This window comes from Candidatus Culexmicrobium sp. (assembly GCF_058356305.1).
In genome coordinates, this window is the sequence record NZ_JBTVBB010000047.1 from 17,540 (window position 1) to 42,293 (window position 24,754).

The 24,754-nt window shown below is 34.0% G+C and carries 27 protein-coding genes and 2 pseudogenes; 22 read left to right on the forward strand and 7 right to left on the reverse strand.

What is annotated here, in order from left to right; all coding sequences use genetic code 11:
- The first annotated feature begins 110 nt into the window (after positions 1 to 110).
- The 8 genes and pseudogenes from ACW8TM_RS11020 (at position 111) to ACW8TM_RS11055 (ending at position 6,510) form a co-directional block, all read left to right on the forward strand.
- A complete protein-coding gene (locus ACW8TM_RS11020; protein WP_491533349.1) occupies positions 111 to 905 on the forward strand; it encodes a V4R domain-containing protein in 795 nt (264 codons plus the stop codon).
- 25 nt (positions 906 to 930) lie between these two features.
- A complete protein-coding gene (locus ACW8TM_RS11025) occupies positions 931 to 1,800 on the forward strand; it encodes a class I SAM-dependent methyltransferase (protein ID WP_491533350.1) in 870 nt (289 codons plus the stop codon).
- A 107-nt stretch (positions 1,801 to 1,907) separates the two neighbouring features.
- Positions 1,908 to 3,089 (forward strand): glycosyltransferase, encoded by a 1,182-nt coding sequence (locus tag ACW8TM_RS11030; protein ID WP_491533351.1) that lies wholly within the window; start codon positions 1,908 to 1,910, stop codon positions 3,087 to 3,089.
- Entirely contained in the window at positions 3,022 to 4,185 is a 1,164-nt protein-coding gene (locus tag ACW8TM_RS11035) for a glycosyltransferase family 4 protein (RefSeq protein ID WP_491533352.1), read from the forward strand. The genes ACW8TM_RS11030 and ACW8TM_RS11035 overlap by 68 nt, the downstream gene beginning before the upstream one ends.
- 102 nt (positions 4,186 to 4,287) lie before the next feature.
- Positions 4,288 to 4,905, forward strand: a complete 618-nt coding sequence (locus ACW8TM_RS11040) for a DUF429 domain-containing protein (RefSeq protein WP_491533353.1) — start codon at positions 4,288 to 4,290, stop codon at positions 4,903 to 4,905.
- Between the two features lie 30 nt (positions 4,906 to 4,935).
- Positions 4,936 to 5,740, forward strand: a pseudogene (locus ACW8TM_RS11045) (MFS transporter).
- A gap of 125 nt (positions 5,741 to 5,865) precedes the next feature.
- The gene (locus tag ACW8TM_RS11050; RefSeq protein ID WP_491533354.1) at positions 5,866 to 6,063 is read left to right on the forward strand and encodes a hypothetical protein; all 198 of its coding nucleotides are present in this window, start codon (positions 5,866 to 5,868) and stop codon (positions 6,061 to 6,063) included.
- 111 nt (positions 6,064 to 6,174) lie between these two features.
- Positions 6,175 to 6,510, forward strand: a complete 336-nt coding sequence (locus tag ACW8TM_RS11055; protein ID WP_491533355.1) for a hypothetical protein — start codon at positions 6,175 to 6,177, stop codon at positions 6,508 to 6,510.
- Between the two features lie 18 nt (positions 6,511 to 6,528).
- Here the strand turns inward: ACW8TM_RS11055 and ACW8TM_RS11060 are convergent, their stop codons facing one another.
- On the reverse strand, positions 6,529 to 6,867 hold the full coding sequence (locus tag ACW8TM_RS11060; RefSeq protein ID WP_491533356.1) for a hypothetical protein: 339 nt from the start codon (positions 6,865 to 6,867) through the stop codon (positions 6,529 to 6,531).
- 20 nt (positions 6,868 to 6,887) lie between these two features.
- On the opposite strand from ACW8TM_RS11060, the pseudogene ACW8TM_RS11065 reads away from it, so the two are divergent.
- Together ACW8TM_RS11065 and ACW8TM_RS11070 are read left to right on the forward strand one after the other, a co-directional pair.
- Positions 6,888 to 7,235, forward strand: a pseudogene (locus ACW8TM_RS11065) (MFS transporter); the annotation flags it as partial.
- A complete protein-coding gene (locus tag ACW8TM_RS11070; RefSeq protein ID WP_491533357.1) occupies positions 7,204 to 7,896 on the forward strand; it encodes an MFS transporter in 693 nt (230 codons plus the stop codon). The pseudogene ACW8TM_RS11065 and the gene ACW8TM_RS11070, both read left to right, overlap by 32 nt.
- A 19-nt stretch (positions 7,897 to 7,915) precedes the next feature.
- Here the strand turns inward: ACW8TM_RS11070 and sfsA are convergent, their stop codons facing one another.
- On the reverse strand, positions 7,916 to 8,629 hold the full coding sequence (gene sfsA, locus ACW8TM_RS11075) for a DNA/RNA nuclease SfsA (RefSeq protein WP_491533358.1): 714 nt from the start codon (positions 8,627 to 8,629) through the stop codon (positions 7,916 to 7,918).
- A gap of 262 nt (positions 8,630 to 8,891) precedes the next feature.
- Positions 8,892 to 10,289: a threonine--tRNA ligase gene (locus ACW8TM_RS11080; RefSeq protein ID WP_491533359.1), complete on the reverse strand. Its 1,398-nt coding sequence runs from the start codon at positions 10,287 to 10,289 to the stop codon at positions 8,892 to 8,894.
- A 92-nt stretch (positions 10,290 to 10,381) separates the two neighbouring features.
- Between ACW8TM_RS11080 and ACW8TM_RS11085 the strand changes: the two genes are divergently transcribed.
- Both ACW8TM_RS11085 and ACW8TM_RS11090 read left to right on the forward strand, forming a co-directional pair.
- The gene (locus ACW8TM_RS11085; RefSeq protein WP_491533360.1) at positions 10,382 to 11,140 is read left to right on the forward strand and encodes a class I SAM-dependent methyltransferase; all 759 of its coding nucleotides are present in this window, start codon (positions 10,382 to 10,384) and stop codon (positions 11,138 to 11,140) included.
- Positions 11,141 to 11,207: 67 nt separating this feature from the next.
- Complete coding sequence (locus ACW8TM_RS11090) at positions 11,208 to 11,933, forward strand: gamma-glutamyl-gamma-aminobutyrate hydrolase family protein (protein WP_491533361.1); 726 nt, start codon at positions 11,208 to 11,210, stop codon at positions 11,931 to 11,933.
- Between the two features lie 36 nt (positions 11,934 to 11,969).
- Here ACW8TM_RS11090 and ACW8TM_RS11095 read toward each other — a convergent pair whose 3' ends face one another.
- Entirely contained in the window at positions 11,970 to 12,161 is a 192-nt protein-coding gene (locus ACW8TM_RS11095) for a hypothetical protein (protein WP_491533362.1), read from the reverse strand.
- A 275-nt stretch (positions 12,162 to 12,436) separates the two neighbouring features.
- On the opposite strand from ACW8TM_RS11095, the gene ACW8TM_RS11100 reads away from it, so the two are divergent.
- Together ACW8TM_RS11100 and ACW8TM_RS11105 are read left to right on the forward strand one after the other, a co-directional pair.
- Positions 12,437 to 13,066 (forward strand): DUF1028 domain-containing protein, encoded by a 630-nt coding sequence (locus tag ACW8TM_RS11100; RefSeq protein ID WP_491533363.1) that lies wholly within the window; start codon positions 12,437 to 12,439, stop codon positions 13,064 to 13,066.
- A gap of 93 nt (positions 13,067 to 13,159) precedes the next feature.
- The gene (locus ACW8TM_RS11105) at positions 13,160 to 14,005 is read left to right on the forward strand and encodes a M55 family metallopeptidase (RefSeq protein WP_491533364.1); all 846 of its coding nucleotides are present in this window, start codon (positions 13,160 to 13,162) and stop codon (positions 14,003 to 14,005) included.
- A gap of 122 nt (positions 14,006 to 14,127) precedes the next feature.
- Here ACW8TM_RS11105 and ACW8TM_RS11110 read toward each other — a convergent pair whose 3' ends face one another.
- Positions 14,128 to 15,111 carry an ornithine cyclodeaminase family protein gene (locus tag ACW8TM_RS11110; protein ID WP_491533365.1) on the reverse strand — a complete coding sequence of 328 codons (984 nt, stop codon included), beginning with the start codon at positions 15,109 to 15,111 and terminating at the stop codon, positions 14,128 to 14,130.
- A gap of 519 nt (positions 15,112 to 15,630) precedes the next feature.
- Complete coding sequence (locus ACW8TM_RS11115; protein WP_491533366.1) at positions 15,631 to 16,332, reverse strand: 4Fe-4S double cluster binding domain-containing protein; 702 nt, start codon at positions 16,330 to 16,332, stop codon at positions 15,631 to 15,633.
- A 405-nt stretch (positions 16,333 to 16,737) separates the two neighbouring features.
- Here ACW8TM_RS11115 and ACW8TM_RS11120 point away from each other — a divergent pair, with 405 nt between their 5' ends.
- Genes ACW8TM_RS11120 through ACW8TM_RS11135 form a run of 4 tightly spaced genes read left to right on the forward strand, consistent with a single transcriptional unit; the run spans position 16,738 to position 19,722 of the window.
- On the forward strand, positions 16,738 to 17,538 hold the full coding sequence (locus ACW8TM_RS11120; RefSeq protein ID WP_491533367.1) for a DUF6754 domain-containing protein: 801 nt from the start codon (positions 16,738 to 16,740) through the stop codon (positions 17,536 to 17,538).
- A gap of 10 nt (positions 17,539 to 17,548) precedes the next feature.
- Positions 17,549 to 18,199: a hypothetical protein gene (locus tag ACW8TM_RS11125; protein WP_491533368.1), complete on the forward strand. Its 651-nt coding sequence runs from the start codon at positions 17,549 to 17,551 to the stop codon at positions 18,197 to 18,199.
- Positions 18,189 to 19,040 (forward strand): hypothetical protein, encoded by an 852-nt coding sequence (locus tag ACW8TM_RS11130; RefSeq protein ID WP_491533369.1) that lies wholly within the window; start codon positions 18,189 to 18,191, stop codon positions 19,038 to 19,040. Before ACW8TM_RS11125 ends, ACW8TM_RS11130 begins: the two co-directional genes overlap by 11 nt.
- Before the next feature lies 1 nt (position 19,041).
- Positions 19,042 to 19,722 carry a hypothetical protein gene (locus ACW8TM_RS11135; RefSeq protein ID WP_491533370.1) on the forward strand — a complete coding sequence of 227 codons (681 nt, stop codon included), beginning with the start codon at positions 19,042 to 19,044 and terminating at the stop codon, positions 19,720 to 19,722.
- Positions 19,723 to 19,755: 33 nt separating this feature from the next.
- Here ACW8TM_RS11135 and ACW8TM_RS11140 read toward each other — a convergent pair whose 3' ends face one another.
- Positions 19,756 to 20,703 (reverse strand): fumarylacetoacetate hydrolase family protein, encoded by a 948-nt coding sequence (locus ACW8TM_RS11140; RefSeq protein ID WP_491533371.1) that lies wholly within the window; start codon positions 20,701 to 20,703, stop codon positions 19,756 to 19,758.
- 108 nt (positions 20,704 to 20,811) lie between these two features.
- On the opposite strand from ACW8TM_RS11140, the gene ACW8TM_RS11145 reads away from it, so the two are divergent.
- From ACW8TM_RS11145 to ACW8TM_RS11160, 4 genes are all read left to right on the forward strand, one after another.
- The gene (locus tag ACW8TM_RS11145) at positions 20,812 to 22,245 is read left to right on the forward strand and encodes an amidohydrolase family protein (protein WP_491533372.1); all 1,434 of its coding nucleotides are present in this window, start codon (positions 20,812 to 20,814) and stop codon (positions 22,243 to 22,245) included.
- Between the two features lie 88 nt (positions 22,246 to 22,333).
- The gene (locus ACW8TM_RS11150) at positions 22,334 to 23,284 is read left to right on the forward strand and encodes an ABC transporter ATP-binding protein (protein WP_491533373.1); all 951 of its coding nucleotides are present in this window, start codon (positions 22,334 to 22,336) and stop codon (positions 23,282 to 23,284) included.
- 10 nt (positions 23,285 to 23,294) lie between these two features.
- The gene (locus ACW8TM_RS11155; protein ID WP_491533374.1) at positions 23,295 to 24,047 is read left to right on the forward strand and encodes an ABC transporter permease; all 753 of its coding nucleotides are present in this window, start codon (positions 23,295 to 23,297) and stop codon (positions 24,045 to 24,047) included.
- Positions 24,044 to 24,754 (forward strand): ABC transporter permease (locus ACW8TM_RS11160; protein ID WP_491533375.1); only part of this gene is annotated, 711 nt, incomplete at its 3' end. The genes ACW8TM_RS11155 and ACW8TM_RS11160, both read left to right, overlap by 4 nt.

Sequence of the window (24,754 nt, forward strand, 5' to 3'; positions counted from 1 at the left end):
AAACATAATATTAGAGTGTAGATTAATTGAAATATTTGCGAAAAGCTAATTAAGAATAAAATTTACATTAGTGCGGGTACAGTATGTCATAGTATACGATGGTGATTAAGGTGGGGAATTATAATCCGAAAGACATCATGCTTTTCATCAGTCTTCCAAAAAGAAAGTTAGCTGAAATTTTCATTAAACTAAAAAATGTTCCGGGAGCGCTTGCAGAGACATCGGATTTACTTTTCAGATATAGAGTCAATATTTTAACTGGAATGCATATTGCAGGTGCACATGATGTCGGCTACTGGATTTTCTTTGCTGACTTTACTGAGGCAGTTGAACCGCCAAAAGTGATAATAGAAAAACTTAGATCTCTAGAAAAAGTTATGGATGCAAAATATGTTGAATCAAAAAACTTCATAATGGAAAGCTTTCTATATCCTGTGGTTTCGTGGGACAGACGGTGTGTAATAATGGATGCTGAGCAACTAGGATTAAGCTTAACAAAGATGAAAGAAATGTTGGGGTCTGGAGGTGCAATGCTACTTTTTTATCAGGGATTTGAGTATGGTTTACAACTGATGAGATGGATTAAGGAAGTCATAAAATACAACGTGTCTTTAGAAAATTTTCTTAAAATACTGTTTAAGGTTTATAGGACTAGTGGATGGGGACTTGCTGAGTTGATTGAAGGTGATGAGGAGAAAAAACTATTTATAATTAGAGTTCGTGAATGCTTTGAAGCTTTGTCTAGGTCTAATGCTAAAATTGAAGATAAATCATGTGATTTTAATAGGGGATTTTGGAGTGGTGTTTTAAGTGAAATTTTAGGGGTTAAAATGAGGGCTAAAGAAGAAAGATGTATTAGAAAAGGCGATTCATATTGTGAGTTTATAGTAGAATTATGGGATTAACATATTCTTGTTATAGGTCTAAGCTATGAAGAAGAGATCAATACTTATTAGAGCAGCAAGAAAAGTATTGAGTGAAAGTGAGCTTAAATATGTAGTGAAGAGCTTTGACCTTATAGGTGACATAGCGATAATAAAAGTTCCAGTGGAATTACTTGAAAAGCGCTTTGAAATTGCTAATGCACTTTTAGAGGAAGCTCCCTTCATTAATGTTGTTCTTAGAAAAGTGACATCAATAAGAGGAGAACATAGGTTAATGGGACTAGAGTGGCTTGCAGGAGAAAAGAGGTTTGAAACTTTACATAGGGAGCATGGATGTATTTTTAAAATAGATTTAAAGAAAGTCTTTTTTAGCCCAAGATTATCGGGTGAACGCATAAGAATCGCAAAACTAGTAAAGGAAGGAGAAATTATAGTTAACATGTTTGCAGGTATAGGTACATTCTCAATTATAATTGCAAGAAGGGCAAAGCCAAGGAAAGTATATTCTATAGATATTAACCCGTATGCCGTTGAGCTAATGAAAGAGAATATCAAAATAAATAAAGTTGAGGGAATAGTCATTCCTATTCAGGGAGATGCTGCTAAAATCATTAAAAGTCAACTCACGAATATTGCTGACAGAATTCTAATGCCACTTCCAGAGTTATCTCTTAAATATTTGAAATATGCATTAATGGCTTTAAAAGAAGAAGGAGGATGGATTCATCCATACGAATTTGTAAGAGTTAAGAAGAATGAAAGACCTGTAGACAAGGTAATTAGCATTTATGAGAAAACTTTAAATGAATATGGAATTGAGCATAAGATTATTGGTGGAAGAATAGTTGGAGAAGTAGCACCAAGAAAATATAGAGTTGTCCTTGACTTAATGGTTTTTAAGACAAAAAACTTATAATTTAAACTCCCTAATTCTAAGTGAACAATTTAACCACAAATTTGTGGCTTAAATTTCCATTCCATAGGATATCATATTTTAAATTCAAAGGTTTTCGAGGTGAGAAGATGTTTCACATAGTATTTATGCAACCAACTCCATGTGTTAGAGCATTAAAATATGCTGAAGGATTAAGAGAATATTTAGGAGACAAGCTAAAATTTACTTTGATTTATTCAAGAACTCCACCAAGCAAGTTATATGGACATGGTGAAGAATACTTTGACGAAGTAATAAGAGTACCTGAAAACAGAGTACGCAGCGTATTAAAGAAGTTGCTAAAAAGTTTAGATGCAGATATTATACATAGTCACAATGCACCAGACTTTCTAACTGTAGCAGCAATAGAGTCGGGGATAAAAACACCAATAATCCATGATGTACATGAATTATTATCACTACACAAAACTGGCTATCATACATTTGACAATGAAAAATTAATTAAAAAATATACTTTCGAGGAAAAAGTTGCAATTGAGTGTAGTGATGCAAGAATATATGTAAGTGATGGAGTAAAAGACTATGTACATCGAAGATATGATGTTGATGATGAATATGAACTAGTTTTTTACAATTACATTTCAAGGAAAGTTTTACCTCCAAGGTTTAGACCAATGCTCTCAACAAACGAAATACACATAGTATATGTTGGAACAATTACCAGTAAAGTTTATGGTAGCCACTACGATTTAAGAGAAATATTCCTTGAAATAGCCAAAAATAAAATGCACATTCACATATATCCAGTTAGAGATGATGAAGCATACATAAAACTAAGCAAAGAGAATCCATACATCCATTATCACAAGCGACTTCCAAGAACAGTATTATTGAAGGAAATAAGTAAATACCATTTTGGCTGGGCAGCCTTCTATGATGGATTAAACAAAGAACACTTAAAAATGGCATTTCCAAATAAAATTATAGACTATATTGGAGCAGGACTACCTGTAATAACATTCAGCCAACATGAAACTATAGCTAGATTTCTAAAGCAACACAAACTGGGCATTATACTATCAGACTTAAGTGAATTACACATACTAAAAGAAGCTGTAAAGAATGGAATGTTAAATAGGGTTAGGAGAAGAGCAAAGAAGTTAAGATACGAGTTTACAGTTGAGAGAAAAATACCAGCACTACTAGAATTCTACTTAAAGGTTATAGAGAAGGTGAAAAAATATGAACCTATTACTGATCTCCGACGTATACCCATTAAAGAAGGATATAAGAGCTGGCATCTTCGTTGAAAAGCTAGTTAAAGGACTAATAAGGAAGGGCGTAAATGTAAAGGTCCAAGCAGTAAATAAAGTTAAAATCAGAAAGAAGTCTTCAAAAAAAGTAAGAAAATTAACTGCTGAAATAATGCAGGAATGGAGACTAGATCAAAATACTTCAGTTAAAATAGCACAAACAATTGAAGATACACTGAAGCTCATTAATGGGAAAGTAGATTTAATACATGCACACTTCGCATATGTAGCAGGCTTTGCCGCGACATATGTATCATACAGCGTTAATACACCATTCCTAGTAACATTACATGGATATGATGCAGCTACCATACCTGAAATAAATTATGGGATACTTCTCGATCCAAAATTAAAGAGAATAGTGAAATATGTATTAGACCAAGCGGAAATGATTATTACTGTCAGTGAAGATTTGAAAAGAAAAGCGTTAGCCCTTGGAAACTATGAAGATAAAATGAAAGTGATATATCATGGAATAGATCCAGAAAGATTCAAGTACACCCAAAAGGGTCGACAAAAAGTAAGGAAAAAACATTGTATAAATGATGATGATATAGTTATTTTTACATTATCCTATCATGTACCAAGAAAAAATATTCCTATGCTCATTGAAGCATTCAAGGAAATAACCCGACAAAGAAACAATGTCAAGTTAATGATAGGCGGTGAAGGACCAGAAACAATTAAGCTGAAAAAACTAACTAGAAAGCTAAATCTTGAAAAATCCATAATATTTACTGGAATAATAAGTGAGAGAGATAAAGTAAGATATTATTCCGCAGCAGATATCTTTACATTAACCAGCCTATACGAAGGATTTGGAATAGTCTTAATTGAGGCAATGTCCACTAAACTGCCGATAGTAGCTACATCTGCTGGAGGAATACCAGAAGTAGTAGCAAACAAAGAGACAGGTCTACTAGTTCCAGTAAAATCAAAAGAAAAACTAGTTGATGCATTACTAGAATTAATAGACGATAAAGAGTTAAGGGAAACTTTTGGAGAAAATGGAAGAAAAAGAGTTTTAAGACACTTTACAATTGAAAAAATGATTTCAAATCATTTAGACATATACGCCAAACTGACAAGTTAAAACGTAATATATTTCAGCTGACATAATAGATAAGGATAATAGCTAAGTTCAAATGTGATCTTTAGTATCACTTGGGCTCAATTTAGCACTGAAGATGATAAGATGACTGAAAGAAATCTGAGGAAAAGTATGGGAATAGATTTAGCAGGCGTTGAAAATAGACCAAGTGGGATATGTATTTTAAAGGATAATTTTACTAAAGTTTCAATAGCATATAGTGACGATGAAATTGTTGATATTGCTTTAAATGAAAATCCAAGCATCATCGCTATTGATGCACCGTTAGCTTTACCTAAAGGCAAGAAAATAGACTCAAAAAACTGTATTAGAAAATGTGACAAAGCCTTACGTGAAATGGGAATTAAATTCTTTCCAATTAATTTTGGCGGTATGAGAAAACTTACATTAAGGGGAATAAAACTTAGGAAAAGGTTAGAGAAAGAAGGATTTAAGGTAATTGAAACGTATCCTGGAGCTGCTCAAGACATTTTAGGTCTACCAAGAGTTAAACGAAATGCCAGGAAACTTCAAGTAGAGTTAATAAGGATTTTCAATTTGAAAGGTGATATTGAAAAAAAGCTTAACTACCATCAGCTTGATGCAGTTACATGCGCTATAGTTGGTAAGCTTTATCTTGAAGGTAGATGTATAGCTCTAGGTGACCCAGAAGAAATATTAATGATTCTTCCAGCTCCTAAACAAGGTTTTATCAGGAGCTGAGTTAAATTGTAAAGAAATGTTGTAGTTTTAATGCTTGTAAGTTTAATTGCTGGCATCTATTGGAGTCTAATATATCCGATCTATCAGCCCTTCGCATTAAGCCTTGGAATTTCGATGACATTACTAGGCTTTCTAGAAGCCCTAAGAGGTAGAATGGGTTTACTTCCTACTTTAGCACAACTTCTTGGATGGTTCTTCGCTGATAAACATGGAAGAAAAATTATGATAACAACTTCAAGTTTGACAACTATAATTGGACTAATACTTCACATATTAGCTGCATATCTAAATAGCATTCCAGTATTCGTTATAGGTTCAATCATAATAGCTTTATCACAATTAGGTGCACCTGCATGGCGCACATTAACTATGGAATCAACAAGTAGGGAAAAAAGGTTTAGCTATAAGTTTAACCATATTTATGAATATATTTCCAGGAGTAGTCTTTTCACCTATAGGTGGATGGATATCTGAAAAAATTAGTTACTCGACAATTTTCACTATAAGCGTAATCATGGAAATAGCATGCTTCACCACAATACTATTCTTCCTAAGTGAAACTATTGAAAGAAGAAGTGTAGAAATGGAGTTCAGAGACTTGCTCTCAAATTTAATGCCTAAAAGTCAAGAATTGAGAAAACTCTACTTTGTAATGACTATCGATACGTTTGCATGGGGATTAGGGTCAACACTATTTTACGGAGCATTAGTGAAATACTATAAATTTTCCAATCTCGAACTAGGTATACTATCAAGCATCTTCTCTGCATCATGGGCATTAACACAGATACCTGCTGGAAAAATAGCTGACAAGTATGGTGCGAAAAGACTTTAATAATATCAGAGCTATTTGGAGCTATAGCATTAGCATTATGGCTCATAGCAAGAGATTTTACAACATTTGCAATTTCACACATAATCTTCAGAGCTTCACCTGCACTATGGATTCCAGCAATAAACATGCATACCGCTGAAAAGACACCAAAGGGAAGAACTGCAAGTACAATTGGCGGCTTAACAGCCTTTAGAGGACTAGTATCATTTCCAGCACCATATATTGGAGGATTACTATTCGACCTAACTGGCTATCACTTACCTATCACAATAAACTTTACCGGTGCATTAATTGCTCTAATATTAATGATACTCTTATTATGAGTCTTTAAAATTAAATTTATTATCACTGAACTATGAACCTAATGATGTTTAAAGATAATTAAAATAATGAATAAATAATATGACAACAATTATTATTTAATGTGAAATAGAATGAAGAAAGTAAAGATGGGTAGAATTTCAACTGCAATTAAAAGAAGAAAGAAAATTAGAAGCAACTTAAAATCATTCATGGATGCACTAATCTTTGCCATGATAAAGACCGCTGATGCAAACAGACTAAATTACTCAAAATCAATATTCAAAATCTATGAGAAAATAGGCAAAGAAGTAATGAAATTAGAAGAATGGCTAAAGAAAGTTGAACCAAGGATAAAGTATACTAGATATGTAGAGTTAATGAGAAAAGAAATAGAAATAGCAAAAAAGAAGAAGGAAATAAGTGAGAGTAGAGCTGAAAGACTACTCAAACTTTTATCCGACAAGTAATTTGGAATAAATTGAAGCTTAAGGAAGCATAATAGTCTTAATAGTATAAGCTCCCCTAAAGCTGAGAAAAGTAAATTCTATAGAGCGACCAGAGTGAAATTTTCCTCCAGGAATAATAAAGAACTCAATCCAAAAAGTATCTCCACTTAAAATTTTAAATCCATCACCATCGAATACATTTATATGAGAAACAGAGTCATACAGTGTTAATGTCTCTTGTGAGTTAATGTTAATTGCTGTGATATTGACAATTTGAGGGTATCTAGTGAACGGTTTTCCATCAATTAGAATATCCGTTAAAATAACATCTCTTTTCCCTTGATTTGACAATTTAAATCTAACTTTCCAACTCTTCACAACTTCCTCTTTTTGCAAAGCACTTAGGTGTAAGTGATAGTGAGCTTGGATTTATAGCCGCAGCCTCAACCATAACTGGAATAGTTGTGAATTTCACTGCAGGAACACTTTCAGACATTTATGGTAGAAGGAAGTTGTTGATAGCTTCAGGATTTTTCTTTGCTTCATCTCCCTTTCTCTATCTTTTAGTTAATGAGGCGTGGCAACTAGCTATTATAAGGGCTTTCCATGGAATTGCAACAGCAACATTCACTCCAGTGGCAGTTGCATCAATAGCTGATATGTATGAATCTAGAAGAGGAGAGATGATGGGTCTATTTTCATCTTCGACAATGATTGGCAGGTATAAGTCTTTATGGATTCTATGAGACATACCTTGTATGTGGAATTGCAGGCTTAATTGCCCTCATCATACTATTCAGTCTACCTAAAATTGAAGCTTCAGTAAGAATGGAAAGTAAAAAGAAGAACCTATCATCAGTTCTATTTAACTTAAATGTTATTACTGCTAGCATTATAATGGCAGTAACCTACTTTGCCATGCAGAGCTTAGAGACATTTCTACCAATCCACATGGAGAAATTGAATATTGGGCCATGGCTTATGGGGACAACATTTACAATACAACTGTTGACGATAACTCTACTAAAACCCTACGCAGGAAGAATATCAGACAGTATAGGTAGGTTAAAGACAATTCTGATTGGACTAACAATTGCTTCAATCGGAGTTGTAGGTGTGGCGTTTTCAGGCCACATTACATTTATAATACTCTCAATAATCCTATTCGCTATAGGTGTAACCTTCACAACAGCTTCAACCCCACCATTAATCTCAGAGATTGTTGGAGAAGAAGTTAGAGGCTCAGCTATTGGAGCAATGGAAACAATTAAGGATATTGGCCAAGCCTCAGGGCCAATGTTCACAGGAATACTCTTAGCATACACTACATATCAAACTGTGCTCATAATTATAGCTGTAATCTTAATTGTCATAATCCCTTTATTTTACATGAAACTTAAGAGTTAATTAAAATCAATTTTATTCTTTATTGTAAATGTTTAAATACTATTGGGATTGAAGTTTTCACTTCTATCTCCAGCTCATTAACATCTAATGGCGCTTTATATGCAATTATTCTTGCACCCTTCTCCTTAACTTTGAGTAGGGTTTCTGAAAATTTTGGATCCATATTCCAATTAGGTGAAAACTTAATGGCATCACTTCTAGTTACCAGAAAAAATACTATTGCTTCATAGCCGTGATTAATGGCTTTTATAAGTGTTTCTAGATGTCTTCGCCCTCTCTCAGTTGGGGCGTCTGGGAATAGAGCTAATCCATTTACTACTAGGGTGCATCCCTTCACCTCCATAAGCACCCTCCTCTTTAATGGCGATTTTAATAGGAAATCTATTCTACTCTTCTCAAACTTAACTTCTTTTCCAATGATTTCATAGCCCTCGAGCTCCTTGATCAAATTTAATTTTAATCCTTCCTCCACAATTGCATTATGCAGAGCTGAGTCAATTAGAACCCAAATTCCATAATGTTTAACTGCAAATAGATAAAAGTCAGTTTTATGATTTGACTTTCTATTATGCTCTCTAACCAGGACTTCAACGTTTGGAGTTAACAGCTCCTTTAATCTTCCAGGATCATGAATGTGTGCCTTAAATTTTCTGCCTTTAATTTCTATTATTGCAGTAAATCTATTTGGTCTGCTAATGAATTTTGCTTTTATTGGCTTCCAAGGTAACTTCATCATTTCACCATAATCAACCTAACTATATGAAGGTATTAGGTCCTATTAATAAGTATAATCTCTTTCAATTGTGTTATTTTCGTACGGCATGTATCACTACAAATCTAATTGTTTCCAGCTTCTTGGCTTTTCCAGTATCTTAATTAAATTCAATTGCATGATTTTAGAACTAACTTTGACTTGAAAGTCTTGGTAGTCTTTAATTTGGCGATCCACTCAAAACATTTTTAATCTTCAAAATAGTTCATCAGTAATATTTTGTCTAGTAATATATGAACTTGGGTCTCCTTGACAGTAGCATTGGAAAGTATCTTGATTTTTTAGGATATCCTTTGACTTCTTCTTCTAATTTTCTAATTAACTTATTTACTGTCATAGTTGTTTGCACGTTTTCTCTTCTTATCCGAACAGTTAGTGATTTATTTGTAATCTCTTTTTCACCTACAACTGCAATGTATGGTATCCATTCTCTTTCAGCATCTACAATTTTCCTTGACAGCGACCTTTTAGTGTCATCAATATCTACTCTAAAACCATAACTTTCAATGTCACTAGCAACTTTTAAGCAATATTCGAGATAATGTTCATTTATAGGTATTAATCTAACTTGAACTGGAGAAATCCATGTAGGTAAAGTTGGTTTTTCCAAGTGTATAGCAGTGTCAAATAGAGTATAAATATATCTTTCAAGTCCTCCGATAATTGCAGAGTGTAGGATTACTGGATAACGTTTTTCACCATTCACATCCACATAGGTAATCTCAAATCTTTTGGCATTTCCAGTATCTATTTGAACTGTTCCAATCTCCTTGGGTCGCTTCAATTTATCAATAATTACATACTCAATATTTATTGTCCAGTAATAATTTAGTTCCGATGAAGGATAAATTGAAACTAGAACGGGTTTTCCAATATTTCTTGCTATTTCAATTAGAAACTTTCTATATCTATTATATTCATTTGGGCTTACCACATTTATTAACAATTCATAGCTTCTTCCAAGCTTTTCTATTTCCTCCATGATTTTATAATGAATTTTAATTAGCCAGATCTTCGCTTCTTCTTCATTTTTAATGAATACATGTAAATCTGGCATAAAGAAGCGTCTTAATCTAAAACACAGCTCTACTTCTCCACTTTGTTCAAGTCTATATGAATCAGCTATTTCAAAGGCTGCAAATGGTAAATCTTTATATGAAATTATCCAGTCCTTTATCATGGCAAATTGCTGATGACATGCAGCATATCTTAACACAGATTTTCCTTTATCTGTCTCGATAATATAGAGCCTTTCACCAAATAATTCTGCATGTTCCTTAACTGGTTTTATATCTAAGTTGAAGAAGGCAGTACCTTTAACTTCAAATAGGGGTAAATCTAGAGATCTAACAACTTGCCTTGAATATTCAGCTACTAAATCAAAAATTAAAGCTGCATAAGGATTCATACGCATATGACCATAATCAGAATAAGATTCCCATTCAAAGCCAAATCTATTTAGATAATCTATAATTTCAGGATATCCTCCAGCTAATTCCTCCTTTAGGGCCTCCTTTCTAATCAGCACTTGAAAATCTTCACTAAAGAAATTTAAATTATCATAGCTTGGAATAATTTCTTCACCTCTAGGTGTTAATATCACGTATTTTCGTTCACTCATTCAATCTCCCTCGATTTCAAGTTAAATTTCTGCTAAATTTACATAAGAAACATATGCGCAATATAAACTTATATTAGTACTGGTGTTCCTATATGGAGTATAAGTGGAATAAAGAGAAACTTGAATACTTTTATAAGTATTTCCAGAATATTTATGACATTACTACACCCACTGGAGCTAGAAGAATCGATCAAGCCAAGAAACTTATTAACGAGACATTCAAATCATTAGATTTAAATTTGAACAAAGAAGATAAAGTTCTGGTTTTATGCGCTGGATCTGGACCTGAAGCAATAGCACTTGGTGAACTATATAACTGTAATATTACATGTGTTGAAATACAAGAATGGTTATTACAAAAATGTTTAAGTGAAGCTAAGAAAAGAAAATTAAAAATAAAGGGGTTAAGATTAAATGTTCATGAAATTGATAAGATATTCAAAAGAGAAGATTTTGATGCTATTTTTCTCTGGGGTTCAAGTTTAGGTCACTTTAACATATTTGACTTCGACGATATAGCATTGAAAGCATATAGAATACTACGGAAGAATGGATTCTTTATCATTGAACAAGCAGACCATGTATTCGGACTGTTAATGAAGTATAAAAACATAATACTTGAAGATGAAAACTCTTTTCTGATAAGTATTCATGCAGGATTTAATCCTGAGGAAGGATGTTGGAGGCGGGTAACATTTAATTTGAAAGATGGTAGTGTTAACAAGTACCTAGTATATGTTTGGAGTCCATGGATAATTAAATATGTTCTATATAAAAATAATTTCCAGAGAATTAAAATTATAAAATCAATGGAAACAAATGTACATATTGTAGTTGGTTTTAAACCATAGTTAATCGATAAAGCTAAAAGATTATCATAATATAGAAAGTGTGGCTGTAGGAAGAGGTGTGTATGAAATGAAACCCATTATTGGAATAACATGCTCATATGATTTAATGAAGGGATATTTCAGAATTAATAAGGCATATATTGATGCAATAGAAAGGGTAGGAGGACTCCCAATAATTTTGCCTTCAATTCCTCCAGCTCATGTAGATAGAATGTTGTCTATAGTGGATGGAATCTTACTTTCAGGTGGGGTAGATGTAGATCCCTATCTTTATGGTGAAAAACCAATCGTCAGTATAGGTAGAATAGACCCTACTAGAGATTTATTTGAAATTGCATTAGCTAATTTAGCTATAAGACGAGAAGTACCAATATTAGCTATTTGTAGAGGAATACAAGTTTTAAATGTAGCAGCTGGAGGAACATTATATCAAGATATAAACACTCAAATACCAAATTCAATTAAGCATAAATGGTTCACAGGTGAAAAATTAGACGTCCCTCCCAATTATCCTACACATATTGTAAAGATAAAGAGTGGATCTAAATTATACAAAATATTTGGTAGAGAAATTTTAAGGGTTAATAGCTTTCATCACCAATCAGTTAAAGATATAGGTAGACGTTTTGTAGCCACAGCTTGGGCTGAGGATGGCGTAATAGAAGCCATAGAATATGTTGGTGAGAGGTTTATACTTGGAGTTCAATGGCATCCTGAATGGATGATAAATAGCGAAATGATTAAATTATTCAAAGAATTTGTAAACGATGCAATGGAACATAGTAGAAAGTAAAGTCATCAGTCACTTCCTCTTTTAGATTAATATTAATTAACATTTCAATTTCAAAACCCATTCTACGATAGAAGTCATATGTAGCAACAATCCATCTACACCTCTACTAATGTACTCATCACTTATTGTCAGCCATTTAATTTCAGAATATTCACCTTTCATGATCAAGCATATAAATCCAATAACACCCCCAAGATTTTTAGCCATAAGTTGAAGATTTTTCATCATTAATCCTGCTTCTAATATCGTCTAAATCTTCATGTCCAAGTTTTATAGTGACAGTTAATGGTTCAAGTAGATTTTGCAATTAGAGTTATATTTGAAATTTGAGATGAAGTCAAACTTGAAAGTTGAGTTAAGTCATTATACTTTAATTTCTCAATGATAAACATCCATAAACACCAAACTAACAAATGAGAAGAAAAATAGAATTTAAAAATTTGGTGACCTAAAGAAAACTATTCATACATTAAAATAGCCTAATATAGCTATGGTGAAAAGTTATGACTTTTTCAATTGTAGCCATATCCCCTGACAATAAAATGCTAGGAGTTGCAGTTGCAACAGCTGTCCCCTGTGTAGGTGGCCTTGTACCATATGTTGAAATGAATGTTGGTGCAATAGCTACACAAGCGAGAACTAATGTTTGGATTGGAATTAAAGGACTAAAAATGTTGAAATTAGGATTAGCACCAAAAACAATCTTAAATGCATTATTAGAGGAAGATCCAATGAAAGAAAGGAGACAAGTTGCCATAATAGACATTCATGGTAGAAAGGCGATTTTCACAGGCTCTAAAACATTGGAATGGAAGGGACATATAGTGGGTGAAAACTATATTGCCGCTGGCAATTTACTTACTGGAAGTGAAGTTTTAAAGGAAATGTCTAAAGTCTTTGAAGAGAGTAGAGGAAACTTAGCGGATAGGCTTTTATCAGCTTTGAAAGCAGGAGATGAAGCTGGAGGAGATAAACGTGGGAAATGTTCAGCAGCATTACTTGTTAGCGGATGGAAATATGTAGAGAAATATAATTTTCCATTAATTAGCATAAGAGTAGATTATCATGAAGAACCAGTTAAAGAACTGATTGAAGTATATGATAAGTTTATAGAAATTAGATTAAGAGAGTAATATCAAAGTAAAATTATTCAACTAACCTAAATAATTTAAAATGAAAAAAGTTAAATTTGCATGATAAAGGCATTGTATATTTGAGGTGAGCTCATGAAGGCATTTATATCAGTCGATTTAGAGGGTATGCCGTATATTGTTAGTGTCAGTCACCTATCCCTAAAACAACCATTATATGAGGAAGCAAGAAAAATTGCAACAAAAATTACAAGAATAACTGCTGAGGCATTAAGGGAAAATGGATTTGATGAAGTTCTAATTGCAGATAGTCATGGTCCAATGGTAAATATACTTATTGATGACCTACCAGATTACGTTGAAATCATAAGAGGTTTTCCAAGACCCCTAAGCATGGTTTCTTGGGTGGATGAGTGTGATACAATACTTTTTCTAGGATATCATGCTAAGGCAGGTACAATTAGATCAACATTTGATCACACATATAGTGGAGCTACAATTTATAAGGTTGAAGTTAATGGAATTGAGGCAAGTGAATTTTTATTAAATACATGGGTTGCAGGTCACTTTAATATACCAGCAATATTAGTTGCAGGGGAAGAAAAACTTCTTGAAAGTGATGTCAGCAAGTACACTCCATGGGCGGAAAAGGTAGTCTTAAAACGTTCTGCCAGTAGGTATGCAGCAAGAAGTTCAAGTCTTCTTAAAATAGAAAGAGAATTGAGAAATGCTGTAAAAAATGCTGTGTCAAAGTTAAAAAGCGGAGTAGCTAAGCCATTAAAAATTAAAGAACCAGTTGAAATGAAAATAACCTTTATGAAAAGTGGATTTGCAGATGCAGCAGAAATAATACCCCACGTCGAGAGAATTTCAGGAACAACTGTTAAGTATACTGCCAAAAACATTGTTGAAGCATACAAGATATTCGAATTAATTGTGCTAACCGCTATTGCAATTAACGCGCTTACTCAGCCACGCTAAGTTCAATTACGATTTCAACTCTATCTGTAACTTCTAGCCTGCATTGAAAAAGGGCTATTTTACCATTATTGGAAAACCATTTAAGCAATAGATCGTTCCTTCATTCTCCGAACTTAATGAAGCTACAATGTTATTGTTTTCCCAACATTTCTTTCTAGAGCTAGTTGAAAAGCTTTTAATGCTGTGGATGCATCTTGAATTGCAAGTCCAACTGATTTAAACAAAGTTATTTCATCATCACTTATTCTACCAGGCTTCTTACCAGTAACTATTTCACCTAGTTCAGCATATATGTGCTCCTTAGTAATTGACCCCTCCTTAATGGGTATTATTATGTCCCCAGCCTCCTTGAGACACGCTTCATAAGAATCAACAACAACTCTAGACCTCTTAATTGTTGTTGAGTCAAGTTCTCTGGCATCAGGTGTATGTGAACCTATACCATTAATATGTGTTCCAGCCTCAAGCCATTCACCTCTGAAGACTGGGATCTTAGATGTAGTAGCAGTAACTATAATATCACATCCTTTCACCGCATCTATTGCTTCATCTACAACCTTGATATCTACATCAAGTTCTTTAGACATTTCATGAGCAAATTTTTCAGCTATATGTCTATTAACATCATAAACTCTTACTTCTTCTACTGGTCTAACTTCACATACAGCCATCAACTGCGTCCTAGCTTGAACTCCAGCTCCAAAAATTCCGACAACTCTGGAATCCTCTCTTGCAAGATACTTTGTTGCAACGCCACTTACAGCTCCAGTTCTCATCGCAGTTATAAAGCCACCCTCCATAATCGCAAGTAAATCTCCAGTTTTAGGATCATTTAACAAAACTGTTCCCAAAACTGTTGGCTTACCATATTTAACTGGATTATCAGGATACACAGATACAACTTTAACTGCAAGTGCATCCATACCCGCTATATATGCTGGCATATAAAGTATAATTCCATTATACTCCTCGATTCTAATTGTTGGTCTCAATGGCATCTTCACCCTACCCAAACCATACATTCTGAATGCCTCTTCAACAGCATTAATAGTATCCTTCATAGATAAAATGGACTTCAAAACTTCCCTATCAAGAACGAGAACCATATTAGATCACAAATAATAGTCTGTAAACTAATTCTTAATACAATTTCGGCTAAACCTTTTTCAAATTAGTAATTTTATTTGATTGATAACATGATTTTGAAGACTAATCATTCTAAAATGTCAAAATAATTTCAATTTCAATATTTCAACTCATAATGGATAGTGTCATTTCAAATATAATTGGATTACAATTAAGTCTAACTATAGGTTCGCAATTTTAGGACATTGTCATTGAAGCTATAATTAAATCCACATCTAGTATAGTTTTACTTTTCATTATATGATAGTGTTGTAAATCGCTTGGGTGGCCTTCAAGTCTATGGACATGAGAGCTACTTCTATTTAAAATCAAAGATTCTTATGATTACACTTGCACTTAGTGAGATGAACTCGATTTAATCATGTACAAAGTAGATTATGTTGACGAAGAAGTAGTTTTTGATAGAAGTTTTATAACTATTATAGCGTGAATAGAATTATCAGCATTTATGAGGAAATGAATAAAGTTTGACAAATATTTCAACGGCCTACTGGACATGATTTAATACACATACCACAAATAGAAGCATCGATCAATGGGTCTTCCCTAAATTTGGATAGTCTTTGACTACATGCATAAACGTCCAAAACACTATCTCTATCTCTTGGGTAAAACTTGAATTCACAGTACTTTAAAGCATTTGATGGACATGCATCAATACATGCCCTGCAGTTTCCACACCTATTTTCTAAAGGTTCTCCAGTCTGTTGAAGCTCTGCATTCGTGAGTATAGTTGTTAATCGTATCCTAGGTCCATAAGTGGGATTTACTAATAGAAGATTTCTTCCAATCCATCCTAAACCAGCTGCTAATGCAAAGGTTTTATGAGGAAAATGACCTCTAAGATTTTCATAATCAATTATTAATGAAGCGGGTATTGGCTGAGCTTTATATCCCTTACTAATCAAGAAGCTTGATATTTTAAAGGCAATATGGTCTAAAAGGTTATTTGCAGTTTTATATGCATGTGCATATAAGGGGCCGGGTGATTCCAGGTTAATCATTTCTATTGCTTTAAGTGGCAATACAACTGCTAATGAAATAGCAGAAATGAAATTAGATAAAAGTTCAGAGTAATAGACGCTGTGTTTTTCAAGGAATTTAAGGTTAATAAAGCCCACTAGAGGAGCACCACTACTAATTGCTAGAGATGAAATCTTTTGTAACAATTTACTTTTCATTGATTTCATCATAATAAATTAAAGTCAACTTTAGTAAATAAAAATATGGAGAAAGATTCTCTCGCTGTTAAGTCTTTGCTTCGTAATGATTACACTCGAAGTCCGGGTACTCCTTAGTCAATCTGTAGAATCGCCATCTACCTTCATTTTTGTAGGGACATCGAATAAACTTGTTATGTGGGCTTAATTCAGTGGAACTCACTTCAGCATGTTTACACGTTAGACAGGGGAGCTGTGGCATGATTTCACCCTACATATATCAATGTTAAATATTAGTTGTCTATCTTATGTTATTAAGCTTTTCTAAAAGTGTGTAAAAAGAAAATTAGACAAAGGAAAAGATATATAATAAAGTGATGTAAAAAATACTGAGGTCAAGTAATAAATTTAATTTTGGGTGTGAAGATGACAACATACCTACTTTTCTGGCAAATGACAATTAAGAAAGGATATACCATGCCATTCATACTATTTATTGCAAGTATTCTAATAATAGGTATCTCAATATACTTAACGAAGCAAGGAAAAATAAAACCAAAAATCCGCAGATTAGCCGGGATAGATGCTATTGATGAGGCAATAGGTAGAGCAACAGAACTTGGACGACCAGTACATTATACTGTAGGATTGGGAGGTATTTCAAATGTTCAGGTGATAGCTGGACTGAGTATATTGAGATATGTTGCTAAAAAATGTGCAGAATATGATGTAAGACTTATATTCACCTTCAGAAATCCACAAATTCAACCAGTAGCAATGGATTTAATTAAAGAAGCCTACATAGCAGCTGGGAAACCTGAAAAGTTTAGACCCGAGGATATCCTCTGGTTGTCTGGTAGACAGTTTTCATTTGCAACTGGAGTTATGGGGATAGTTTTAAGGGAGAAAGTTGCTGCAAATCTTCTATTGGGATACTTTGCTGCTGAATCACTAATATTTGCTGAAGCAGGTTATAGAGCAGGAGCAATTCAAATTGCAGGTACAACAAATTCATATCAAATTCCATTCTTCGTAACAACATGCGACTATACATTAATAAGTGAAGAATTAATTGTTGCAGGAGCGTATATATCACAAATTCCAGAGCAAGTCGGCACAATATTTGGACAAGACATTATAAGATTGATAGCGATATTACTCATGGTAATAGGATCACTACTTTATGCAATTGGAATAAAAGATCTATATCTCTGGCTTAAAATGTGAGGGGATATGTATGTCTGCATTAGCCAGAAGATACATCCCCATTTTAATATTAGCATTTCTAGCGTTTTTCATGGCTGGAGATACACTAATTAAAGAACCTACATTAAATGCTTATGCGCGCTCAGTTAGAAGTGCTGCATCAATAATTGGAGTCCATGCATTAATACTATCAGTTACAATGCTCACTAGAATTCATGTAAGGAGAATTCAAAGAAGAATATCAATTATTGAGAGTTCTGTTCTATTGATCTCTCTATGGGTTCCACTAATATGGGGCTTGTATAGATTTGCATTTGAAGGAGTAAGTCCAACAGCAGAACCATTTATTCAAGGAGTATTTCATGGTATAGTTTCACCTGGAGACTCTACAATTTATGCAATTCTGGCATTCTTCATAGCATCTGCGGCCTATAGAGCCTTTAGAGCTAGAACACTTGAAGCTACAGTGCTACTTACAGCTGGAATTATAGTCATGCTTGCGAAAGCACCAATTGGAGAAGCTATGTGGGGTGGATTCCCAATTTTATCAAACTGGATACTAAATGTTCCAAATAGAGCAGGTGTAACAGTGATAATTATGTCAGCTATCCTTGCATCAATAGCATTATACATCCGAGTCATTCTTGGATATGAAAGGGGGTGGATGGGCCGTGCAGACTGAAGCACCAAAAACAATATACGAAAAATTACAAGAAATCGACGTTAGATATGTCTATCTTTTAATATGGATAGTAGTAAGTCTACCACTCTTAAGACCATTAGGACTGCCCCTAGGGAAAACAAGTGAAGAAACCATGAGGTTATACGATTATATAGATAATCTACCTCCAGGAAGCTTAATTGTAATGATTGCAGATCAAAGTCCAGCTGCAGCAGCAGAATGTCAACCAGGAATGGTAGCAATATTTAAACATTGTATGGAAAAAAGATTAAGAGTATTATTCTTCGCGTCTCGAACAGAAGCTGTACCATTTATAGAGCAAGCCATGATGGATATTCTTGGAGCAACTAAGGATCATCCAGACTATGGTAAATTAGTTGTAAACCTGGGGTTCATACCTCAATATGAATTAGGATTAGCAGCATTAGCTGCAGACATTTTCTATACAACTAGAGATGCATATGGAAATGATTTGAGAGCTATGGAATTCTTCAAAGATCTTCCAACTGGGACAGCAAAAGATTGGAGCTTAGTAATTTATTATGGAAACTCTAGTGTTGACTGGGTAGTGAGACAAGTTACAGACCCCTATGGCTGTCCTGCCGCCGGCGGCGTAGGTGCAGTACTAGTTAGCAGATTATATCCATATTATCCAAAAGAAATAATTGGCTTCTTAACTGGGTTAAGAGGATCTGCAGAATATGAACTATTAGTAGGTAAACCTGGACCTGCAGTAGCAGGAATGGATGCACAGTCAATGGCACATTTAGCCATAATAATCATGATAATAATAGGGAATATTGGATACTTCGCCACTAGAAAAAAGGTTAGGGGGGTCTAAAATGGTTACTTCAGAAACCATAGTTGTATTAGCTGCAGCAGCTATGACACTTGGACTCTACAGCTATCTGTATAGAGAAAACATATTCTTCAGAATTGCTGAGAACGCCTTTGTGGGAGCAGCGGCAGCATATTCAGCATTAATCAGTATTGATGCAGCTTGGAGACTCTTAAAACCTTATATAGAAAAGGGAGAATATTATTGGTATCTAACTATACTTATAGGATTAATGTATGTCTTCTTCTTTTCAAGAAAATACTTCTGGATCTATAGATATCCCACTGCAATTGTACTTGGAGCAGGAATTGGTGTTTTCATTGCAAGAGCATTAAAAACACAATTAATAGGAAGAATAGCAGACACAATTGTAAATGTAACTTTAAGTTTACTAACACCAATAGATGGCTTAATTCGAGCTATAGGTGTAATTTCAGCATTATACTACTTCTATGCCACAATGGAGCCAAGAGGACCATTGACACATGTATCTAAATTGGGAAGATATTTCCTTATGGCCGCCTTCGGTTCATCCTTCGGAGTAACTATAATGACAAGAATTGCATTATTCATTGGAAGAGCACGATTCCTCTACTTCACAGATCCTGCATGGGTGGTAGTGGTTATAGCTACAATAATGCTGGTGATAGCAATAATTTTAGATCAAATGAAAAAGAAATCCTAAAACTCCCCTTATTTTTATTGAATGATATTGAAATTAGTTAAGTTTGATCACTTGATTTCTTATCAACCCGATCTTTTCAATGTAAACTTCAATTATGTCATTTGGTTTTAGAAATATTGGGGGATCCCTTGCAAAACCAACACCTCCAGGTGTACCAGTAAGGATTATATCTCCAGGCTCCAATGTCATATCTTGAGATAATAAATAGACTAGTTCCTTGACATTGAAGACCATATTCTTAGTATTCGATTTTTGCATAACTTCCCCATTTAATTTAGACATTATAGTTAAATTACTTGGATCAACATGTTCAGCTAACATAATTCCAGGACCAATTGGACAAAAAGTATCTAGAGATTTACTACTGAAAAATCGTATTGGCTCCTTAAATTCAATATCTCTAGCAGTAACATCATTAGCAGCCATATACCCTAGAATATATTTTTCAGCTTCATCTTTGTTCTCAATATTTTTACATTTAGCTCCAATAACAACTGCTAATTCCGCCTCATAGTCTACTTGCCTAGAAATTTTTGGTAAAATTATGGGATCATAAGGTCCAGTTATTGAGGTGGGAGCTTTACTAAATACTATAGGTTCAGTTGGAACATTCCTTCCAGCCTCTTCGATATGATCAATATAATTTAGACCTACACAAACAATTTTGCCTGGTCTTGGAATAGGAGCCTTCAACTCAACTGATTCAACATTGAAAGTTAGTTCATTCAAATTAGGTAAAGACTTATAATTTGAAATTAGCAATTCAATTAATGGTTTAATTTTAACACCTCTAGAAATAAGCTTGCCTACTTTTTTTGGAAGCTCTCTTCCAGCTTTAATCCTTGCTTCTAAATCGTTAAATCCCATCGACTTAAGAAGAGATTGGTAAGCAGCATTCAAATCTAGGATTATGTCTTCATCTATCATAAGTCCACTAATAATCTTTCTTGACCCCTTCAATTTGAAGGCAACAATCTTCAAATAAACCACCATAAACATAAAGGGTAAATTATCAATTTAAAAGTGATTGTCTCATGATTGTCAAAGACTTAAAATAATTTCCCCATAAAGTATTATTGATGTCTTATGGTGGATTTCCTTATTAGAAATGGATTTATCTTGACAATGAAGGGAAATGGAGTTGGATTTATTGAAAATGGTGCAGTAGCAATTGAAGATGGAGAAATTGTGGCAGTCGGTAAGTCTAGAGAAGTTTCAAAAAAGATTGGCAGTAGTGAAGAGCGATTTGACGCCTCCGGAATGGTGGTTATGCCTGGCTTAATAAACGGACATGTGCATACTACTGGTACAATTGCGAGAGGAGAATGTCAAGATGTTCCTGAAATTGAGTGGATGATTAAAACTGCTTCACCATTCTCTAGACATTTAACAAGTGAACTTGCAGTTAAATCTTCAGCACTCGGTGTATTAGAAGGAATGAAGAGTGGAACAACATTATTTGCTGAATATGGACCCTATTTAGATGATTTGATAAGTAAAGTTTACTTGAAATTTGGTGTTAGAGCATTTATTTGTAGTCCAATAAGTGAAGTTGTAGGATTGACAGGCCAGGATCCCTATCAACCATATTTACTAGATAGAAGTAAGGGGAGACGAATGATTAGTGAAGCTCTAGGAATAATTGATAAATGGCATGGAGCCCTAAATGATCGTATAAGAGGTTGTTTAGGTCCTGTTGCTGCAGACATGTTGACAAAAGAAACATTACTTGAAGTTAAAGAATTAGCTGAAGAAAAAGACCTTTTAATGCATATTCATCTAGCGCAAGGTGGGAGAGAAAGTATTCAGATAAAGTTAAGATATAATACAACTACTATCCGCTTTCTAGATAATATAGGCTTTTTAACGCCTAGACTAATCGGAGCTCACTGTCACGGCGCTAGTGAGGAAGAAATTAGAATAATAGCAAAAAGAGGAGTTAGAATGGCTAGTTGTCCAACATCAATAGCCTTAATTGATGGTATGGTTTCACCATTATATGAATATTTGAGGGCTGGAGGTAAAGCTGCAGTTTTAGGTACAGATCAAGCCAATGGAAATAATTGTCTAAACATGTTTAGAGAAATGAAGATGGCGGCCATACTTAACAAGGTTAAACATAGAGATCCAACAGTACTTCCAGCATGGAAAATATTGAGAATTGCAACCATTGAAGGAGCTAAGTGTTTAGGATTAGATGACATTGTCGGATCCCTTGAAGAAGGTAAAAGGGCAGATTTAATCGTAATAAATATGAAAAAGCCGAATTTAACACCAGTATTACTTAAACCAATTAGAAACATTGTATTTAACCTAGTATATAGTGCCAATGGAAGTGAAGTTGAAATGGTAATGGTTGATGGTGAAATTTTAGTTGAAGAAGGAAAATGTGTGATAGTAGATGAAGAAAAAGTTTTAGAGGAAGCTCAAAAGGCAGCAGAAGAATTAGCTGATAAAAGTGCGAGTGACTACGTTAAGGGTAAACCATTAATACTAAAGTACCAAGTGGAGGACTTAATATGAAACATAGTAGCATGAAAAGATAAAATTTATTTAACTTTCACTCATTTATATTAATAAAATTAAATTATTTAAACATGGAGGAATACTAGTGAGTAATGCCATTGAAATAAGAGAATTGACAAAATATTATGGTAAAATTAAAGCTGTAGACTCACTGAGTCTAACGATAAAAGATGGAGAAATCTTTGGACTTTTAGGGCCAAATGGTGCAGGGAAAACAACAACTATTTTAACTATTGCAACAGTTCTAAAGCCTACCAGTGGAACTATACATGTATTCGGATATGACGTAACTAGAGAGCCTGACAAGGTTAGAGAAATTATCGGAGTTTCATTCCAAGAGCCTAAGGCACTACATGTAGATAAAGTAATGGAAATATTAACTTGGCATGGTAAGGCATGTAGATTAAATGGACAGGAGCTAAAGGAGAGGGTAAAGGAAGTCATGGATAGACTTAGATTATGGGAGCATAAGGATAAGTTATTCATGCAATTAAGCGGTGGATTTAAAAAGAGAGTTGAAGTAGCCAAATTATTAATTCAAAAACCGAAAATAGCAATTTTTGATGAACCCACAGCACAAATAGATATTATAGGTAGACATGAAATTTGGAAAGCTATAAGGGAGTTAAGAGATGAGGGTTCAACTCTAGTAATAGCCACAAATAACATGAATGAAGCAGAAGTATTATGCGATAGAGTTGCAATAATACATAAGGGCAAACTAGTAACAGTAGGAGCTCCCAGTGAGTTAAAGGATAAGATTCCTGGAGGAGACGTAGTTGAAATAATTGTAGATAAACCATTAGTCAAAAGCATTATCGATAAAATTACATCCACAATTAAGGCTTCATCAGCTAGATTTATGGAAAACAAATTAACACTTTATCTTGATAGAGGAGAAGCTGCAATTCCAAGAATTATTGAAAAACTAAGTGAAAATGGATATTCTACTAGACAGGTTAGAATGAAGGAACCAACTCTAGATGACGTATTCTTCTACTTCACTGGAACAAGATTAATGGAAGGAGGAAGTTAGAGGGATGTAGATGCGTGGAATGCTTCTAATAATCGAGAGAGATTTAAGGAAGATTAGGCGATACAAATTCTTAATAACAATGAGATATACTTGGTTTGTAATTCAAGTCTTAATATTCGGACTTGCAATCTCTAAAATGGTGACGCTAAAAGATTTTTACAGATTCTATCTTGTAGGGGTCTATTCATCAATTTTATTCATAATGTCAATTTATACAGGATATGATATAATTTCTGAAGCTGAATATGGATTATTTGACTATTATTTATCACTTCCAATACCTAGAAGAGAATTTATACTAGGAAAAATTATTGGTAGTGGAATATCTTCACTAATTTACACTACACCTATGCTAATTACAATTCTAGCAATTATAGGTGTAAGCTCTATAGCGAGTATAGTATTAGCCTTAATTTCAGCACTACTTTTTTCCCTAGGGATTAGTGGATTAATAGTAACCATAACAATGACAGTAAAATCAGGTGACATTTCAGATATACTCTTCGGAGCAATTAGCACATTACTTGTAAGGTTAAGTGTAGCCTATTATCCCCTTTCAGTAATGCCTGACTACTATAAGATTTTAGCAACCATTAATCCATTAAGTCATATTGCCGAACTTCTAAGATTCCTGTTAATAGGAGAAGTTTACTCTTTTACACCTGAAATGACAGTAATATTATTAATTGGATTAGCAGTTGGAATGTCGTCGATTGCATCTATAATCATAGAGAGGGTCATTGAAGGTGGAGTTTGGCGTTGAGCATAAAAATACTGATTGAAAGAGATCTGAATAGATTCTGGAAATATAAATGGTGGGTGACAGGGATAATTGTTACAAATCTAAGCGACCTTCTAATTATGTCACTTATATTTAGTAATATAATTAGAAAAGAGATTATACCAGAATACCTAAAATTTACAGCTCCAGGTGTAACTATGATGGCCCTGTTTATTTCGGCATTCTCCATCGGTAGAGAAGCAGCCCATGAAATTAGGAGAAGATATCATCACTATCTCCTCACTCTTCCCTATAAAGACTGGGAAATAGCTGTAGGAAAAATACTTGCAGGAATGGTTAGAGGCATCATCTATGCAACACCATTTCTAATTTTAACCTTCATCATTATCGGTTTGCCATCCCCCTTAAATTTAATTTTAATTATAGCTACTGTAGCCTACACTTCACTTTCAATGTCAAGTTATGGTATCGCATTATCTGCACTTGTTGAGCGAATTGACCTTTATGTAACTATTAGAAGTCTATCTTACTACTTAATCTTCTTTTTCAGCACAATATTTTATCCAGAAGAAGCTTTAAAACGTCTCACTCAAATAAACATGGCATACAACATTGTATTGAAAATTTCACAAATAAATCCAGTATCAATTGCCGCTGAAATAATTAGAAACCTAGCAGGTATACCCCAGGCTTCTCAGCCAAATATACCTATCTTTATAATTTCAAAC

Excerpts from the sequence above, each read along its gene's own strand:
- ACW8TM_RS11090 (WP_491533361.1), top strand. The coding sequence starts at position 11,208 with ATGAAACCCATTATTGGAATAACATGCTCATATGATTTAATGAAGGGA.
- ACW8TM_RS11110 (WP_491533365.1), bottom strand. The coding sequence starts at position 15,111 with ATGGTTCTCGTTCTTGATAGGGAAGTTTTGAAGTCCATTTTATCTATG.
- ACW8TM_RS11040 (WP_491533353.1), top strand. The coding sequence starts at position 4,288 with ATGACTGAAAGAAATCTGAGGAAAAGTATGGGAATAGATTTAGCAGGC.
- ACW8TM_RS11135 (WP_491533370.1), top strand. The coding sequence starts at position 19,042 with ATGGTTACTTCAGAAACCATAGTTGTATTAGCTGCAGCAGCTATGACA.
- ACW8TM_RS11080 (WP_491533359.1), bottom strand. The coding sequence starts at position 10,289 with ATGAGTGAACGAAAATACGTGATATTAACACCTAGAGGTGAAGAAATT.
- ACW8TM_RS11155 (WP_491533374.1), top strand. The coding sequence starts at position 23,295 with ATGCGTGGAATGCTTCTAATAATCGAGAGAGATTTAAGGAAGATTAGG.
- ACW8TM_RS11120 (WP_491533367.1), top strand. The coding sequence starts at position 16,738 with ATGACAACATACCTACTTTTCTGGCAAATGACAATTAAGAAAGGATAT.
- ACW8TM_RS11035 (WP_491533352.1), top strand. The coding sequence starts at position 3,022 with ATGAACCTATTACTGATCTCCGACGTATACCCATTAAAGAAGGATATA.
- ACW8TM_RS11085 (WP_491533360.1), top strand. The coding sequence starts at position 10,382 with ATGGAGTATAAGTGGAATAAAGAGAAACTTGAATACTTTTATAAGTAT.
- ACW8TM_RS11025 (WP_491533350.1), top strand. The coding sequence starts at position 931 with ATGAAGAAGAGATCAATACTTATTAGAGCAGCAAGAAAAGTATTGAGT.
- ACW8TM_RS11055 (WP_491533355.1), top strand. The coding sequence starts at position 6,175 with ATGAAGAAAGTAAAGATGGGTAGAATTTCAACTGCAATTAAAAGAAGA.
- ACW8TM_RS11030 (WP_491533351.1), top strand. The coding sequence starts at position 1,908 with ATGTTTCACATAGTATTTATGCAACCAACTCCATGTGTTAGAGCATTA.
- ACW8TM_RS11095 (WP_491533362.1), bottom strand. The coding sequence starts at position 12,161 with ATGATGAAAAATCTTCAACTTATGGCTAAAAATCTTGGGGGTGTTATT.
- ACW8TM_RS11125 (WP_491533368.1), top strand. The coding sequence starts at position 17,549 with ATGTCTGCATTAGCCAGAAGATACATCCCCATTTTAATATTAGCATTT.
- ACW8TM_RS11105 (WP_491533364.1), top strand. The coding sequence starts at position 13,160 with ATGAAGGCATTTATATCAGTCGATTTAGAGGGTATGCCGTATATTGTT.
- ACW8TM_RS11050 (WP_491533354.1), top strand. The coding sequence starts at position 5,866 with ATGCATACCGCTGAAAAGACACCAAAGGGAAGAACTGCAAGTACAATT.
- ACW8TM_RS11115 (WP_491533366.1), bottom strand. The coding sequence starts at position 16,332 with ATGAAAAGTAAATTGTTACAAAAGATTTCATCTCTAGCAATTAGTAGT.
- sfsA (WP_491533358.1), bottom strand. The coding sequence starts at position 8,629 with ATGAAGTTACCTTGGAAGCCAATAAAAGCAAAATTCATTAGCAGACCA.
- ACW8TM_RS11100 (WP_491533363.1), top strand. The coding sequence starts at position 12,437 with ATGACTTTTTCAATTGTAGCCATATCCCCTGACAATAAAATGCTAGGA.